This window comes from Brucella sp. BE17, from assembly GCF_039545455.1.
Taxonomy (GTDB): Bacteria; Pseudomonadota; Alphaproteobacteria; order Rhizobiales; family Rhizobiaceae; genus Brucella.
The window spans coordinates 999,850-1,013,126 of sequence record NZ_CP154468.1 but is presented as its reverse complement, the minus strand read 5'-3'; the positions used below and the strand labels follow the sequence as shown (position 1 = coordinate 1,013,126).

Genomic DNA, 13,277 nt, shown 5'->3' with positions numbered 1-13,277 from the left:
ACGCCTGATCCTTAATCCATCGATCCGGTCGTATTGAGGCTTTCCCTCGTTGCAGCGTCGCCCTTTGGCGGTTCGCCGTCGATGACACGGCGTGCCGCGCGCACCACCGGTGCCGCCATGGCCGGACCTGTCGTGCGTCCATCAACAAGATCGCTCTGACGTTCCACCATCATCTGAAGATTGAGATTGTTGGCGCAGCCGGGCGGCAAATATAACGGGTCCTCGACGACGTCGGGTTTGACGCAGGCATCGGGAACAAGGCGACCATGCGTATTGGGCTGCTTGTCATATCCCTTGCGCACCATATTGCCGCTCCCGGCAGTCGTCATGTGATAATTGGGCGAATAGGGCAGGGGATCGCGTTCTGGCTGGCTCTGACAGGCTGTAAGCGCGCAAAATGTAACAGCCAGAACAAAGTGCCGGACGATTGGCTGGAACTTAATCGACATAAAAACCGAACCCCTTGTTGATTTTTGTACGCGTACTGGCAACGGGACCAGAGAGGGCACCTGCCGGGCTGTCGAGCGGTGTCTTGAGGCTGCGTTCGCGCACCGGCTCGACAAGATAGGGTGTGATCAGGATCACAAGCTCGGTTTCATTGCGCTGGAAGCGCTTCGACTTGAAGAGGTTGCCGAGGACCGGCATGTCGCCCACAACCGGCACTTTCTCTATGTCCTTGGAGACACTGCGTTGGAAAAGCCCTGCTATGGCGAAGGTCTGGCCGGTTCCCACTTCCACGATGGTATCGGCACGGCGGACCTGAAGGGCTGGAACCTGAAGATTGGCGATGTTCACCATGCCACTGGCCGAAAGGCTGCTGACCTCGGGACGCACGCGCATTGATATCCGGCCATTGGGCAGAAGCGTTGGTGTGAAGAGAAGCGACACGCCGTATTGCTTGTATTCGATGCCAACTTGCTCATTGGTGACTGGAACCGGCACCGGAATTTCACCGCCTGCAAGGAAGCTCGCGGTTTCTCCGGTTACCGCCGTAATGTTAGGCTCGGCCAGAACCGTCAGAATACCGTTTGCCTGCAAAGCTTCGAGAAGCACATCAACACGGTTGCCGTTCCATGCTGCACCGGCGCTAACCGCATTCGACGCGCCGGAAGCAGCGTTTGCGGCCATGGCTCCGCCGGAAACGAAGCCAAAGGAAAAGGAGCCTGCGTTGACGAAAGCGTCCCAGGTGACGCCGTATCGCAAAAGCTGATTGCGCGAGACCTCGGCAAAGCGCACACGGATATTGACCTGATTTGCGCCATTGATCGTGGTATTGTTGATGGCTGGCCGCGCTGGTGGCGCATAGGCCTGTAGCGCGGCTTCGGTGTCGGCTGCTTCCTGCATGGTACGGGCATGGCCTTTGGCGGACGGAACATCACCGAAAAGTGTCACATCGATGGTGCTGTCGGGCTGGGCGGCGCGCTGCGCTTCCTTGATCGGCCGCGGATCGGATACGACCCAGAAATCGACGCTCGCCTTGGCTCCACCTTCCGGGCTTAAGGCAATGAGATTGGTCCGGCCCGCTTTCAGTGCATAGACATAGACAACACCGGGGGAGACAACACGCACATCGGCAATCCTGGCGTCGGCCATGAAAACCGATTCCACTGGCCGGTCGAAGCGGATGATCCGTCCCTGACCGAGTGGTAATGTCAGGGATTCACCCGATTGTGCATCGATCTTGAACGACCGTGCGTGTCCAGGCGATGTCCCGCACCAGATTGCGAGAAACAACAGCAGGATTCCTGCTCTCGACATGATACTGTTCCGCCTCGCCATTCTTCGATATTCCCTCACGCAGTCACCCTGTTTAAGTCTTGCGGATTCAGTTGCCGTGCATGGCTTGAATCTCGTTGCGTTTTTCAGTTGAGACGGGCAGCGCTACTGCCAGACAGTTCTTCCATTTTCGGCGGAGATTTGATTGCCCGCTGGCGCGGTTGTGGATGAAGCGAGATCGACATCAACGATTGCACGGAATATTCCGGGGCGATCTCCTGATAGGAAAGCACCGGAATGTCGATCTCGTTGCGCAGCAGAAAATTACGCACCACACGGCGGATATCCATGGATGTCAGAACGACGGCGTCAGGCCATTGCGTGTTGTCATCCCGGTCACGCCGTAATTGGGACAGGATGGCGCGTGAGGCATCTTCGGGCAAGGCCAGCATCTTGCCGACGCCCGTGGTCTGGATGGCATCGCGCACCATTTCCTCGGTACTGCGCGCCATGACATAGGCGGGTACCACGCGGTTGAACTGGGCATGGCGATGGCAGATCTGGCGGGCAAGCGCGCCGCGCACCCGCTCGGTCAGAAGAAGCGTGTCGGCCTCACGGCCACCCCATTCGACCAGCGCTTCCAGAACGGCGCGCATATTGGCCACCGGCACGTTTTCCTCGACCAGACGGCGCAGAATATCCGAAAGCTTGTTGAGCGGCACCGCGCGCGTGGCTTCCTTGACGAGCTCGCCATATTCGCCTTCCATTCGGGTCAGCAATTCGCGCGTTTCCTGAATGCCGATGAAATGCGCTGCATAGCGCCGCAGCAGTTGGGAAAGTGCCCGGGAGAGTACTGCCGCAGGATCGAGAACACCAATTCCCGCTTCCTCAAGCGTATTGGCGTATTCCTCGCTTACCCACAAGCTTCGCCGCCCACCGGGCAACGGTGGGCCGTCCTGATAGGCAATCTGAAGCAGATCGAGATGCATCGGATCGTCATCGAGCATCAGGCTTGCAGGCGGCAGCTCGTACTCAACGATGGGTACCCCTTCAAGATCAACGCGGAATCGCTCAGGAGCGAGTTCGGGCGCAACGCGCATTTCGACCGCCGGTATTTCAAGGCCGAGATCGTCTTTTAACACATCGCGCAGCCTGTCTGTTTCCAACCGGAACCGTTCCGGCCAGATGGCTTGCGCAAGGTTGATACCAACATGAGCGACCACGCGATAACGCGTCGGTCCGCTGGAAATCACTATGCTATCGTCGGCCTCCGCCTCCTGCGTGTCGACTGCCTGAAGCGCAGTAGAGTCCGTCTGGGCTTCCGGTTTGCGGTTTCTGCGATGGATCATGAAGGCAATGCCCGCAAAAAGACCACCGACTGCAAGGAAGATTAGCGTCGGAAAGCCGGGGACGAAAGCTGCGGCGAGAAGGATAGCCGCCGCAAGCGCAAGCGCGCGGTCGCTTGATCCGAGTTGGCGAAAGATCTCTGTTCCAAGATCACTTTCAGTTTCAGAGGCGACGCGGGTGACGACCGTACCGGCACCGATGGAGATCAGAAGCGCTGGTATCTGTGCGATCAGGCCGTCGCCTACCGTCAGAAGAGAATAGGTGTGCGCTGCGTCGGAAAAGCTCATGCCCCTGCTCATCATGCCGATCAGAAGCCCGCCGACGAGATTGACGAAAACGATGATCAGCCCGGTGATGGCGTCACCCTTCACGAATTTCATGGCGCCGTCCATCGCGCCATAAAGCTGGCTTTCGCGTTCCAGCCGCGAACGGCGTGCACGCGCTTCCGTCTGGTCGATATCGCCATTGCGCAGATCGTTGTCGATCGCCATCTGCTTGCCGGGCATGGCGTCGAGAGTAAAGCGGGCCGCCACTTCCGCAACGCGTTCCGCACCCTTGGTAATGACGATGAATTGTGCGGCCGTGATGATCAGAAAGACTACAAGGCCGACCACCACCTCGCCGCCGATCACGAAGCGGCCGAAAGTCGCCACGATGTTGCCAGCGTCGGCATGAAGCAGGATGAGCCTTGTCGTGGTGATCGACAGTGCCAGCCTGAACAGTGTTGCCAGTAGAATGATCGGCGGCAGCGCGGAAAAATCGCCTGGCCTTCCGATATAGAAGGCAACGATAAGCACGAGCAGGCTGAGCGCGATATTGATGGCAATCAGCGCATCGACGAGAAGGGTTGGAAGCGGGATCACGATCATCACGACCGCCAGCATCATGAAGCTTGCGACCACGATGTCGGAGCGGTAGGAGGCGGCGCGGGCGAGCGCGTTCAGCCTGCCGAGAATGCCGTTCATCAAGCCGCCCTCCGCAATGCGACATAGGTGCGAAAACAGCGGCGGGCTTCGTTTTTTTCGTCGAGAATCCAGTAGGCACGGGCGCGCAGGAGATGCACCGATGGTGCGTCTTCGAGTTCACTTAGCCGATCAAGCGCACCAAGCGCCCGCTCCCCTGCACCGTTTTCGATGAGAGCGGCAATTAGTGTTCGCAGTATGCCAGCATCTTCGGGTGCAATGCGGTTGGCGATGAGCAGAAAAACCAGTGCCCGGCTCTGCTGGTGGCTTCGCATATAGAGATAGCCAAGCGAATGCATCAGCTCGGCAGAATCGGCATTGTCGCGTTTCATACCGGATCTCCCTCGGCTATTAACCGCTCTTCCAGATCGCGTCGGCGCTCGATCTCTTCTTTCAACATAGCCATAGCGATGGAGGTGACGTCTTCACTGGTGTCGAGTGAAGGCAGGATTTCTTCGATGACGTGATCGAGCAGCGCCATCGTGCGCGGCGCATTGAATATGCCGGGATCGGAAATCTCCGGCATGGTCAGTGCGTCGATTTCGCGCCGCAGCGATGCGCCTTGTGCCGTGCTGCCACGCCGACGTATCCGTAGCGCCGCCTCGAAAGCTGCGATCTGTGCGCGGCTGACCGCATCCGCGCGCCGTCCGGCTTCGGTGAGCGCACGGTCGAGGCGTTGACGCTCTCCGGGCCGCTCAACAGGCACTGGCCGTATTACGTCGCTCACGCGAGCCATCCTGAACGCAGATCACACATCATAATGTCAGCTTGAATTCTTCATTGCCGCGGACGACCGAAACGGCACCGGGTTCAATTGACTTGAGCATCCAGCCGTCTTGAAATGCAGCGCCCGGATAGCGACGCTCGCCGCGGGCATCGATCACATAGGGATTTTTGCCGAACCAGACGGCCTGAAACGTAAAGCTTGGTGCATTGGCGACGGCTGCGGCGTTGACTAGGCTGGTCAGGATATACCGCCCACCATGCATTCGGTCGAAACTGCGCTGGATTTTTCCCCAATCAGCCATGCGCTGGGCCGGAATCTCACCGGAAACCACAATCCTGCGGCCATCTGCATCGAGCTTGAGCGTGGCAAGATCTGCCTTTTCCAGCTCCTGCAGAAGCGCGTTTGTTACCCTTTCATCGGAGAAGGCTGCGGTGGCGGGTTCAGCCGTCTCCGGCTTGGTCGAAGCTGGGGTCAAAAGAGCCGGAGCCGGTTCGCCATGCGCCATGGCTTGTCGCGGCATTAGTTGGGAAAACCCTGTCTGAAAAGCGAGGAGGGCTACAGCGACGAGTGCCAGCGCGCCGCCCGTATAGATTGCCCAACGTGGCAGCGCGCGGGTTTGTCCGCTCCCGCGCCCGATGCGCAAGCGGGTTTCGCCGACACCAAGCGTTACCGGCAGATTGACCTTGCACCCATATCCATGTCCGAGAACTGAGCGACCTTCGATCGTAACAACTCCGCCGACAGCGTCGATTGCAACCAGCCGACCATAAAAGCGCAACCGCAGATGTTCGGGCGCGATACCCTCGTCAACCAGAACCACGTCGCAGCCTGTCGCTGATCCGATAGCGCATGCCGTACCCTCGATCGGAGCACGTATGCCACTGTGAATGCCGGAAAGAACCTCAAGCGCTAGCGCGCCCGGGGCGGCAGCGTTCAATACCGCAATCGCGGGCAAGCGAGGCTTGGCGGCGGATATAGTCAACTTTGCCAGAGACAAGTGTCACCTCTCATCGGATCCGGTTCACAGCGAATACGGCGACCGAAAATCCGCTGCCGTATCCGTGAAAGAGTCCAAATATGGCCGGGCCTGTCCGCCCGAACCGAAGGAATCAGTTCTGCGGGCGTTGCTTGGTCGCGTCGAGTTCGGTCTTCTTCTCGGTCGTGATTTCAGTGATCTTGGCCGACTTTTCGATTGCTGCATCGAATGCGGCCTCCATCTTGCTGATCGCGGCGTCAGCGCCGCCGCCGGAGGTTGGTGTAACAGCTGCCATTGATGGTCTCCAGTTCAATCAAGAATTGCAATCTCAAAACTTCGCACGCTCGTCGGAGGATAAGATTAGAATTATCGCCAACGAAGGAGAACAATTTATTGAGCGATAAAATAAATCAACGGGCAAATTGTGAAACTTTTGTGTCACTGTTCGTCATGAGAGGGTAACAGGATTCATTTATACACTGTCATGAAAATTTCATATTGCTGTTCTTCAAGCGTGTTGGGCGATAAGTTATAAGCAGCATATGAAATACTCGAACTTAACTTCTCATCTGCCAATTGTTTTACGGCTGCAAGAATTGTCGGATCGGGTGTAATGGCGCGTTTTTGTTTTTCGGTTGGGGCGGCAAGGTTCGTTCATCGAAGGGTTGCAGCGGCAATTGCTCTTGCTACGGCTTTGTTCTGCCTTGTGCAGACGGCAACTGCCGAACCGGGCTGGTTTGCCGATCCGTACGACTACGTCGTGCTCGATCAAGATTTGCGCGACACATTGACGGAGTTCGGGCGTAATCTGGGCGTGCCCGTTGTGCTTTCAGATGCTGTGAAGGGGCGCGTTCGCGGTCGGGTCGAATCGAAGTTTGCAGGCGAGTTTCTTGAGCGCCTGGCAAGAGGTAATGGTTTGACGTGGTATTTTGACGGGTCGGTTCTGCATGTCAGCGCCGATACGGAATTCGCAACACGCCTATTCGATGCCGGCAAGCTCAACGGTGCGATCATGATCGCGCAACTGCGCGAACTCGGTCTGGCGGACACGCGTTTCTCTGTTCGCAGCTCCCGCGATGGCCGTGTCATCACAGCGTCAGGTCCGCCTGCTTATGTGGCGGCCGTCGATCAGTTGGTGCAGCGCATGCAGCCCGAACCGGTCGTCGCCGGTGATGACCCGCGGGTTCGTGTTTTTCGCGGCGGCATCGCGCCGGAAGTTGTTTTCACGCCCGGTCCCCATTCGGCTGTGCCGGGAACCGATGCAGAAGAGGTTGCTCGCTCAAACCGGGCGACGCAATCAAAACCTTGAGCGTGGCAGGCTTTGTCTGCCGGTAAAACCAAAGGAGATACCAATGGCCATACCTCCCGTTTCCGGTGCGGATTCTTCCGCTTTTGTCACCAATTCGAGCGAAGCCGCCTTTGACGGTGCGCTTGACAAGGCGCAGCAGGGCGAAATGACGCCTGAACTGGAACAGATGATGGTCGAGGGTGCAGTGACCGTCGGCGGTCAGATGATCATCATGCCGCGCGCCAATGATATTCTCAATGAAGCGATGTCCGACGAATAATCGTCGTCAGGCTGGATTGTTTTTGGAGCAAGGCTCATGACGACAGCAATTGTGGCTGCAAGCGTTGCGCCTGTATCGCCCGTTCAGGATGTGGTGCCGCAGGCAACGCAAAATCTGTTCGAGCATGTGGCGGGGCAGGCGAAGGCTCTGCCCGAGGGTGCAAGTCCGGCCCAGCTGGGTGAAGAAGTCCTGCAAAATCTCAAGGGCTTCTTTGGACGTGTCGGAAGCTTTTCCGAACGCGCAAGCAGTCTGACGCAGAGAACGCCACAGGCGACCGGTGGCGAGTTGGTCAGTGTCGGCCCCAACGGTGCAGGGCCCACAGACCTGTCGCAAACACGCAATTCGGCAACGCCGGTCGATCAGACGCAGATGGACAAGGTCATCCAGTCGCTGGGGATGATGTTTGACCAGTCAATAGAAACCCAGCTTGTGGTGCGTGGCACCACGCAGGTTTCCGGTGCCGCCAATACCTTGCTGCGCGGCCAATAGGGTCGCGCAGATCACCACAGATCACTATTGATTGCTTGTTTTGAGAATGAGGATGCCCGTATTGCGGAGATGTCTCAATATCGGCGTGATGCTGGTTGCGCTTTTTCTGGCCGGTTGCGACGTCGATCTTTATACCGATCTCGCCGAGCGGGAAGCCAATTCCATGGTCGCCACGCTGGAGAGAAACGGCGTTCCCGCCGGGCGCACGCTTCAGGAAGATGGGCGCATGAAGGTGACGGTTGATCGCGACCGTTTCGCCGAAGCGGTCCGGGTTCTGGAGGACGCCGGGCTTCCTAAGCAGAAATTCGCCTCCATGGGCGAGGTGTTTCAGCGCGATGGACTGGTGGCGTCGCCGGTACAGGAGCGTGCGCAGATGCTCTATGCTCTTTCGGAAGAACTGTCGAAGACCGTTTCGGAAATCGATGGCGTGCTTTCGGCGCGCGTTCATATCGTTTTGCCGGATAATGATCCGCTGCGCCGTGAGGCGGCACCGTCTTCTGCCTCCGTCTTTATCCGTCACGAGGCGGGGCTTGCGATCGATCCGTTGATCCCGCAGATCAAGACGCTGGTCGCCAATGGGATTGCGGGCCTTTCCTATGACAAGGTTTCGGTGGTGCCGGTGGCAGCACCTGCGCTGCGTTCGGATGCGGCTGACCAGCCAATGACAAGTTTCCTCGGCCTGTGGATGCTCGAAACCAGTGTTTCGCGTGCCAAGTGGATCGTTGGCGGGCTAGCATTTCTGGTGATCGTTCTCGGTGGCGCACTTGGAACGCTGATCTGGCGTCAACGCGGTCGGCGAACCTACGAGCTGGAAACCTTGTAATGAGCAGCATACTCGATAACGTTCATCCCGAACGGATTGCCGCCTGTTTTCGAGCGGAAGCATCGGGCAGTCTGGCAAAAAAGCTTATGAAAGAGCCGCGCTTTGCCGGACGGCTGGAAGCGCTCCTTCACCAGCATTATCAAATCAGCGATGATGGTGATGCGGATGACACTGTAGACCGGATGATTGCCGGTCTGGATTTAAGCGAGCTTGAAGCACTGGCCTTTCGCGCCGGTATTGTTTATCGCGCCCGCATCTTTGTTCAGGAAATTCGCGGGCCGATCTTGGCGGCCTTTGCGGAGCGTTTCGGCGAGGAAGCCTTGCAGGACGCGCGGCTTTATCACGATCTTGCCGGTGAGCGATTACCCATCCTTGATCTTGATGCTCTGGAAAATGCCATTCGCGAGGAGGGGGAAGCCTGCCTTGGCGCGTGGATCCGTACCTTGCCGGAGCCGCTTTCAAAACAGCTTAGCCTCAAATGGCCTGATGATGCAGCGATTCCTGCAACAAGTGACGCGGATATTTTGGCGCGTGGACCGGCTATAATGCGCCGCCTTGGCGAAAATAGAGGGCAGACGTCATGACGGATTTGGTCGATGCCGTGCCAAACCGCCCGCTTGCCCGCATCATTCGCGCGGAAGATGCCGATAGCTGGATTGACGGCTATGCTTTTCTTGAACGAGCGAAGGCCGAGGCGGAAGCAATCCGCGCCACAGCGCGTGAGGAAATAGCGAAGGCGCGTGAAGTCGGGCGTATCGAGGGCCGCAAGGCCGGTGAAGCGGAGGCGGCTGCACTGCTGATGCGCACCCAGGCCGATATCGCAAACTATCTTGATGAAGCGGAACCGCGTCTCATTACGCTTGCAATGGAGATTTTGCAGCAGGTTCTGGGCGCGTTCAGCAATGGTGAACTGGTAGCCTGCGCCGCGCGTCAGGCGATCAATGCTTTCAGCGATGAAAACGGCGTCACCATCAATGTCGCGCCGGAAATTGTTGACGACGTTAAAACACAATGCGCGGCTTTTGATCTCAAAAACATGGCCATCCGCGTGGTGGCTGACCGGCATCTTTCCGCGACCCAGTGCACGGTGACAACGCCGTCGGCGAGCATCGATGTCGGGATCGAAACGCAACTTGCTGCCATTCGCGCCATGATGATGGGTTCAAGCCGAGGTGGCGCATGAGCAGCACGGCAAATCCCGATATTGACGGCCTGTTCTCACGCCTGTCGCGTGCGGCGTCTCAAGCAGAACCGCGGCCCGTGCGTGGACGTGTGCGGGAAATCCGTGGCGTTATCGTTCATGCCAGCCTGCCGACGGCACGCATTGGCGAATTATGCAATCTGCGCGATCCGGTGACCGGGCGTCTCGTGCCTGCCGAAGTGATCGGCTTTCAGGATGAGCGCGCTGTGCTCTCCCCCATTGGTGACCTCGAGGGCATGTCGCCCCGCGCCGAAGTCATACCGACGGGGCAGGCCCTGCAGGTGCCCGTCAGTGAAACCCTCCTTGGGCGCGTGATCGATCCGTTGGGCCGCGCGCTGGATTTGGGATCGCCGGTTAAAACCTTGCAGACCTATCCGGTCCATGGCGAGCCGCCACATCCGCTTGAGCGCGACATCATCGAATATCCATTGCGCCTTGGCGTGCGGGCCATTGACGGGTTGATGACGGTGGCGCGCGGCCAGCGCGTCGGCATTTTTGGCGAGCCGGGCGTCGGCAAGTCGTCGCTGCTCGCCTCCATCGTGGCGGGAACGGAAGCTGACGTCATCATCATCGGGCTGATCGGCGAACGTGGACGCGAGGTGCGCGAGTTTGTCGAAATGCAGTTGAGTGCCGAGGCACGTCGGAAATCCGTGACCGTGGTGGCAACCTCGGACCGTCCGGCAATCGAGCGCGTCAAGGCCGCGCATGTCGCAACGGCAATCGCCGAATATTTCCGCGATGCGGGTCATAATGTGCTGCTTTTGATGGATTCAATCACTCGCTTTGCGCGCGCGCAACGCGAGATCGGTCTTGCTGCGGGCGAACCGCCGACACGGCGCGGTTTTCCGCCGTCGTTTTTTGCAGCACTACCGCGTCTTCTGGAGCGGGCCGGGCCGGGCAAAGGAGGCTCTATTACCGCCCTTTATACGGTTTTGACCGAAGGCGATGGTGCACTCGATCCGGTCGCCGAAGAAGCGAAATCGATTCTCGACGGACATATCATTCTATCGGCCGATCTTGCGGAGCGCAATCATTTCCCGGCCATCGATGTCCTTAAAAGTCGCAGTCGCCTGATGAATACGGTTGTTTCATCCGATCACCGCGACATGGCGGGTACGATCCGTGAAGACATGGCAGCCTATCGCGATATCGAGCTTCTGCTACGCGTCGGCGAATACAGGCCGGGCAGCGACGCCCGTGCCGACAGGGCGGTTTCACGCCGTGATGCAATCGAGGCTTTTCTGCGCCAACCCTCTGACGAAATATCCGATCTGCGCACGATGCTGCGGCGCATGAGGGACATTGTTCAATGAAACAGGTCGATGACATAGCCCGGCTTGTGGCCTTGCGCGCGTTGCGCGAGGAGCACGCACGGATGGCAATCGCCGTGGAAACTGCGCGCCTGAAACAGAAGCAGCATGCGCTCTGTCATGCCAATGCTGCCATAGCGACCCATGACACTGAACTGGACGAACGGGAACAGAAATTTCTTAACGCCATGAATATCAGCCCCGTTTCAGAACGTGAACTGGGGCGTGTTCGTGACAGGCTATTCCTGTCCGATCAGCAGCGCGAGGTTTTGCAGGAAGCTCGGGCACAGGCTGAAAAATCTGTATGCGAAAGCGAAAAAGCACTGGATGAACTGCATAGTGAATGGCGTCAGCGGCTTTTTGCGCGTGACAAGCTTGCTGACATGCATAGCCAACTCAATCTGGCCGACCGTATCAGCAGCGAAGCGCGTTCCGAACTGGAAATCGAGGAGTTGAGCGTGGCCCGCACGGAGGCCCCATGCTGAGCGAAACAATGGGCAGCGCGGCACGTCTTGCAAACCTGCTTGCGCCGGAAAGGGTAGCGCCGCCCTCCGATTTTTTGGAAAGATTGTTGCAGAAGCGAGCGCCGATCACGCTGAAACTTGGCGAGCGGGCTGTTTCTGTCACTTTCGAAGAAGCGCCTGCAAAAAGCGACATGCTTTCCTTCCCCGTCCAGATTGGGGATGCGATCTGCCAGTTGCATATCCCGAACGAATTGGGCTTTTGGCTGCAACAGTCGTTGCATCTTTCCGGCAGGCTTGCCGACGAACAGGAGATGCAGCGCGCTCTTCTGCTGGAACTTGCCTGCCTTGATCTTTGCCAGAAGATTGAAACACAGCTTGGTGAAACCGTCCGTGTCGGTGAGGGCAAGCCCGGTAAGTTGTCCTTGGTCACAGGCATTCGCATTGTTTCGGGCGATGAAGGCTATCTCTGCCGTCTTGCCATGCCCAAAGAGCTTGGCGGATTGCTGGCCGATGCGCTTGATCGTCTGCAGGCACCTGAACCACCTGATCTGTCGGGACATTGCGTCGCGGTTGTGGTCACGGCTGGCAGTCAGGAGCTGTTTCTGAACGAACTCGATGGTCTGCGACCGGGCGATATCGTCATGCTTGAAGGCAGCCAGCCAGCAATCGTGATCGAGGGCAAGCTGGCGGCGGCCGTTGAGTTCAATCACAACAGTGTCGTTCTTGCCTGTCCCCTCGCTCCTTTGCCGATGCGTGAGCCGTTGCCGTCCAAGAATGGCAAAGTCAGGAAAAAACAAGCCAACCCGATCTGCCTTGCCTTTGAATTCGGGCGCATCACGATTTCTTTGTCCGAGGTTGAGGCGCTTGTGCCGGGCAGTCGGCTTCCGCTGGCAATCATCGATACTGATCGCGTCGATATCATCCGCGATGGCAAGCGGATCGGTCGGGGCGAAATCGTCAAAATCGGCGAAGGCACCGGCATTCGCGTCACACATCTTCCCAATGCCGCCAGCGCTGCGTACGAACAGGTAACATGAACGAATTTCAACCCAATCTCATCGCCATTATCATTGTCGTTTCGACCATCGGCCTTTTGCCTCTGGCCATCGTCACCATGACGGGTTTTCTGAAAATATCGGTGGTGCTGTTCCTGATCCGCAATGCGCTCGGCATCCAGCAATCGCCGCCTAATCTCGTGCTTTACGGCATCGCGCTGATTTTGACGGTTTATGTCACGACGCCGCTGGTCGGCAATATGTATCGGGCGCTCGAAAACCGGCCCATTGATATTGAAAGCGTCGAAGGTCTACGCTCGGCGGGTGAGGCGCTCAGCGTACCTTTGCGCGATTATCTGGAGCGGTTCGCCAACGAACGTGAACGCGCCTTTTTCATCGAGGCTACCGAAAGCGTCTGGTCGCCTGAAGCGCGCGCTAGTCTCAACGAAAAAGACCTCGTCGTTCTGATCCCGGCCTTCGTCTCTTCTGAATTGACGCGGGCTTTTGAAATCGGCTTTCTCCTTTATATACCATTTCTGGTGATCGATCTGATCGTGGCCAATGTGCTGATGGCCATGGGCATGATGATGGTGTCGCCAACACTGATCTCCATTCCGTTGAAGATTTTTCTGTTCGTCGCCGTTGAAGGCTGGTCGCGGCTGATGCATGGGCTGATTCTGAGTTACGGGGGCGGCTAGC

At 57.9% G+C, this 13,277-nt stretch carries 17 protein-coding genes; 10 read left to right on the top strand and 7 right to left on the bottom strand.

All coding sequences use genetic code 11. The features are described from left to right. Window positions 1-11: 11 nt before the first annotated feature. The 7 genes from AAIB41_RS15985 to AAIB41_RS15955 all read right to left on the bottom strand — a co-directional run bounded on the left by AAIB41_RS15985 (window position 12) and on the right by AAIB41_RS15955 (window position 6,023). Window positions 12-449: a hypothetical protein gene (locus AAIB41_RS15985; RefSeq protein WP_343315012.1), complete on the bottom strand. Its 438-nt coding sequence runs from the start codon at window positions 447-449 to the stop codon at window positions 12-14. Then, window positions 439-1,758: a type II and III secretion system protein family protein gene (locus AAIB41_RS15980; RefSeq protein ID WP_343315011.1), complete on the bottom strand. Its 1,320-nt coding sequence runs from the start codon at window positions 1,756-1,758 to the stop codon at window positions 439-441. Before AAIB41_RS15980 ends, AAIB41_RS15985 begins: the two co-directional genes overlap by 11 nt. A 104-nt stretch (window positions 1,759-1,862) precedes the next feature. Continuing rightward, the gene (gene sctV, locus AAIB41_RS15975) at window positions 1,863-4,028 is read right to left on the bottom strand and encodes a type III secretion system export apparatus subunit SctV (RefSeq protein WP_343315010.1); all 2,166 of its coding nucleotides are present in this window, start codon (window positions 4,026-4,028) and stop codon (window positions 1,863-1,865) included. Beyond that, window positions 4,028-4,357, bottom strand: a complete 330-nt coding sequence (locus AAIB41_RS15970) for a type III secretion protein (protein WP_343315009.1) — start codon at window positions 4,355-4,357, stop codon at window positions 4,028-4,030. The genes sctV and AAIB41_RS15970 overlap by 1 nt, the downstream gene beginning before the upstream one ends. Continuing rightward, the gene (locus AAIB41_RS15965; protein WP_343315008.1) at window positions 4,354-4,752 is read right to left on the bottom strand and encodes a hypothetical protein; all 399 of its coding nucleotides are present in this window, start codon (window positions 4,750-4,752) and stop codon (window positions 4,354-4,356) included. Before AAIB41_RS15965 ends, AAIB41_RS15970 begins: the two co-directional genes overlap by 4 nt. 28 nt (window positions 4,753-4,780) lie before the next feature. Further along, window positions 4,781-5,689: an EscD/YscD/HrpQ family type III secretion system periplasmic domain-containing protein gene (locus AAIB41_RS15960; protein ID WP_343315007.1), complete on the bottom strand. Its 909-nt coding sequence runs from the start codon at window positions 5,687-5,689 to the stop codon at window positions 4,781-4,783. Window positions 5,690-5,861: 172 nt separating this feature from the next. Further along, the gene (locus AAIB41_RS15955) at window positions 5,862-6,023 is read right to left on the bottom strand and encodes a hypothetical protein (protein ID WP_162995411.1); all 162 of its coding nucleotides are present in this window, start codon (window positions 6,021-6,023) and stop codon (window positions 5,862-5,864) included. Window positions 6,024-6,341: 318 nt separating this feature from the next. Between AAIB41_RS15955 and AAIB41_RS15950 the strand changes: the two genes are divergently transcribed. The 10 genes from AAIB41_RS15950 to sctR are packed head-to-tail and all read left to right on the top strand — an operon-like array spanning window position 6,342 to window position 13,276. Beyond that, complete coding sequence (locus AAIB41_RS15950; RefSeq protein WP_343315006.1) at window positions 6,342-7,037, top strand: type III secretion protein; 696 nt, start codon at window positions 6,342-6,344, stop codon at window positions 7,035-7,037. A 43-nt stretch (window positions 7,038-7,080) separates the two neighbouring features. Then, entirely contained in the window at window positions 7,081-7,296 is a 216-nt protein-coding gene (locus tag AAIB41_RS15945; RefSeq protein WP_343315005.1) for a hypothetical protein, read from the top strand. Between the two features lie 36 nt (window positions 7,297-7,332). Beyond that, window positions 7,333-7,785, top strand: coding sequence for a hypothetical protein (locus tag AAIB41_RS15940; protein ID WP_343315004.1), 453 nt, complete (start codon window positions 7,333-7,335; stop codon window positions 7,783-7,785). 52 nt (window positions 7,786-7,837) lie between these two features. Beyond that, on the top strand, window positions 7,838-8,608 hold the full coding sequence (sctJ, locus tag AAIB41_RS15935; RefSeq protein WP_343315003.1) for a type III secretion inner membrane ring lipoprotein SctJ: 771 nt from the start codon (window positions 7,838-7,840) through the stop codon (window positions 8,606-8,608). Then, complete coding sequence (locus tag AAIB41_RS15930) at window positions 8,608-9,192, top strand: hypothetical protein (protein ID WP_343315002.1); 585 nt, start codon at window positions 8,608-8,610, stop codon at window positions 9,190-9,192. The genes sctJ and AAIB41_RS15930 overlap by 1 nt, the downstream gene beginning before the upstream one ends. Continuing rightward, window positions 9,189-9,791 carry a type III secretion system stator protein SctL gene (sctL, locus tag AAIB41_RS15925; RefSeq protein WP_343315001.1) on the top strand — a complete coding sequence of 201 codons (603 nt, stop codon included), beginning with the start codon at window positions 9,189-9,191 and terminating at the stop codon, window positions 9,789-9,791. Before AAIB41_RS15930 ends, sctL begins: the two co-directional genes overlap by 4 nt. Then, window positions 9,788-11,122, top strand: a complete 1,335-nt coding sequence (locus AAIB41_RS15920; RefSeq protein WP_343315000.1) for a FliI/YscN family ATPase — start codon at window positions 9,788-9,790, stop codon at window positions 11,120-11,122. The genes sctL and AAIB41_RS15920 overlap by 4 nt, the downstream gene beginning before the upstream one ends. Beyond that, window positions 11,119-11,604 (top strand): hypothetical protein, encoded by a 486-nt coding sequence (locus tag AAIB41_RS15915; protein WP_343314999.1) that lies wholly within the window; start codon window positions 11,119-11,121, stop codon window positions 11,602-11,604. The genes AAIB41_RS15920 and AAIB41_RS15915 overlap by 4 nt, the downstream gene beginning before the upstream one ends. After that, window positions 11,598-12,620, top strand: coding sequence for a FliM/FliN family flagellar motor switch protein (locus AAIB41_RS15910; protein ID WP_343314998.1), 1,023 nt, complete (start codon window positions 11,598-11,600; stop codon window positions 12,618-12,620). Before AAIB41_RS15915 ends, AAIB41_RS15910 begins: the two co-directional genes overlap by 7 nt. Further along, window positions 12,617-13,276 (top strand): type III secretion system export apparatus subunit SctR, encoded by a 660-nt coding sequence (sctR, locus tag AAIB41_RS15905; protein WP_343314997.1) that lies wholly within the window; start codon window positions 12,617-12,619, stop codon window positions 13,274-13,276. The genes AAIB41_RS15910 and sctR overlap by 4 nt, the downstream gene beginning before the upstream one ends. Window position 13,277 lies beyond the last annotated feature (1 nt).

Excerpts from the sequence above, each read along its gene's own strand:
- AAIB41_RS15985 (WP_343315012.1), bottom strand. The coding sequence starts at position 449 with ATGTCGATTAAGTTCCAGCCAATCGTCCGGCACTTTGTTCTGGCTGTT.
- AAIB41_RS15980 (WP_343315011.1), bottom strand. The coding sequence starts at position 1,758 with ATGTCGAGAGCAGGAATCCTGCTGTTGTTTCTCGCAATCTGGTGCGGG.
- sctV (WP_343315010.1), bottom strand. The coding sequence starts at position 4,028 with ATGAACGGCATTCTCGGCAGGCTGAACGCGCTCGCCCGCGCCGCCTCC.
- AAIB41_RS15970 (WP_343315009.1), bottom strand. The coding sequence starts at position 4,357 with ATGAAACGCGACAATGCCGATTCTGCCGAGCTGATGCATTCGCTTGGC.
- AAIB41_RS15955 (WP_162995411.1), bottom strand. The coding sequence starts at position 6,023 with ATGGCAGCTGTTACACCAACCTCCGGCGGCGGCGCTGACGCCGCGATC.
- AAIB41_RS15950 (WP_343315006.1), top strand. The coding sequence starts at position 6,342 with ATGGCGCGTTTTTGTTTTTCGGTTGGGGCGGCAAGGTTCGTTCATCGA.
- AAIB41_RS15945 (WP_343315005.1), top strand. The coding sequence starts at position 7,081 with ATGGCCATACCTCCCGTTTCCGGTGCGGATTCTTCCGCTTTTGTCACC.
- AAIB41_RS15940 (WP_343315004.1), top strand. The coding sequence starts at position 7,333 with ATGACGACAGCAATTGTGGCTGCAAGCGTTGCGCCTGTATCGCCCGTT.
- sctJ (WP_343315003.1), top strand. The coding sequence starts at position 7,838 with ATGCCCGTATTGCGGAGATGTCTCAATATCGGCGTGATGCTGGTTGCG.
- AAIB41_RS15930 (WP_343315002.1), top strand. The coding sequence starts at position 8,608 with ATGAGCAGCATACTCGATAACGTTCATCCCGAACGGATTGCCGCCTGT.
- sctL (WP_343315001.1), top strand. The coding sequence starts at position 9,189 with ATGACGGATTTGGTCGATGCCGTGCCAAACCGCCCGCTTGCCCGCATC.
- AAIB41_RS15920 (WP_343315000.1), top strand. The coding sequence starts at position 9,788 with ATGAGCAGCACGGCAAATCCCGATATTGACGGCCTGTTCTCACGCCTG.
- AAIB41_RS15915 (WP_343314999.1), top strand. The coding sequence starts at position 11,119 with ATGAAACAGGTCGATGACATAGCCCGGCTTGTGGCCTTGCGCGCGTTG.
- AAIB41_RS15910 (WP_343314998.1), top strand. The coding sequence starts at position 11,598 with ATGCTGAGCGAAACAATGGGCAGCGCGGCACGTCTTGCAAACCTGCTT.
- sctR (WP_343314997.1), top strand. The coding sequence starts at position 12,617 with ATGAACGAATTTCAACCCAATCTCATCGCCATTATCATTGTCGTTTCG.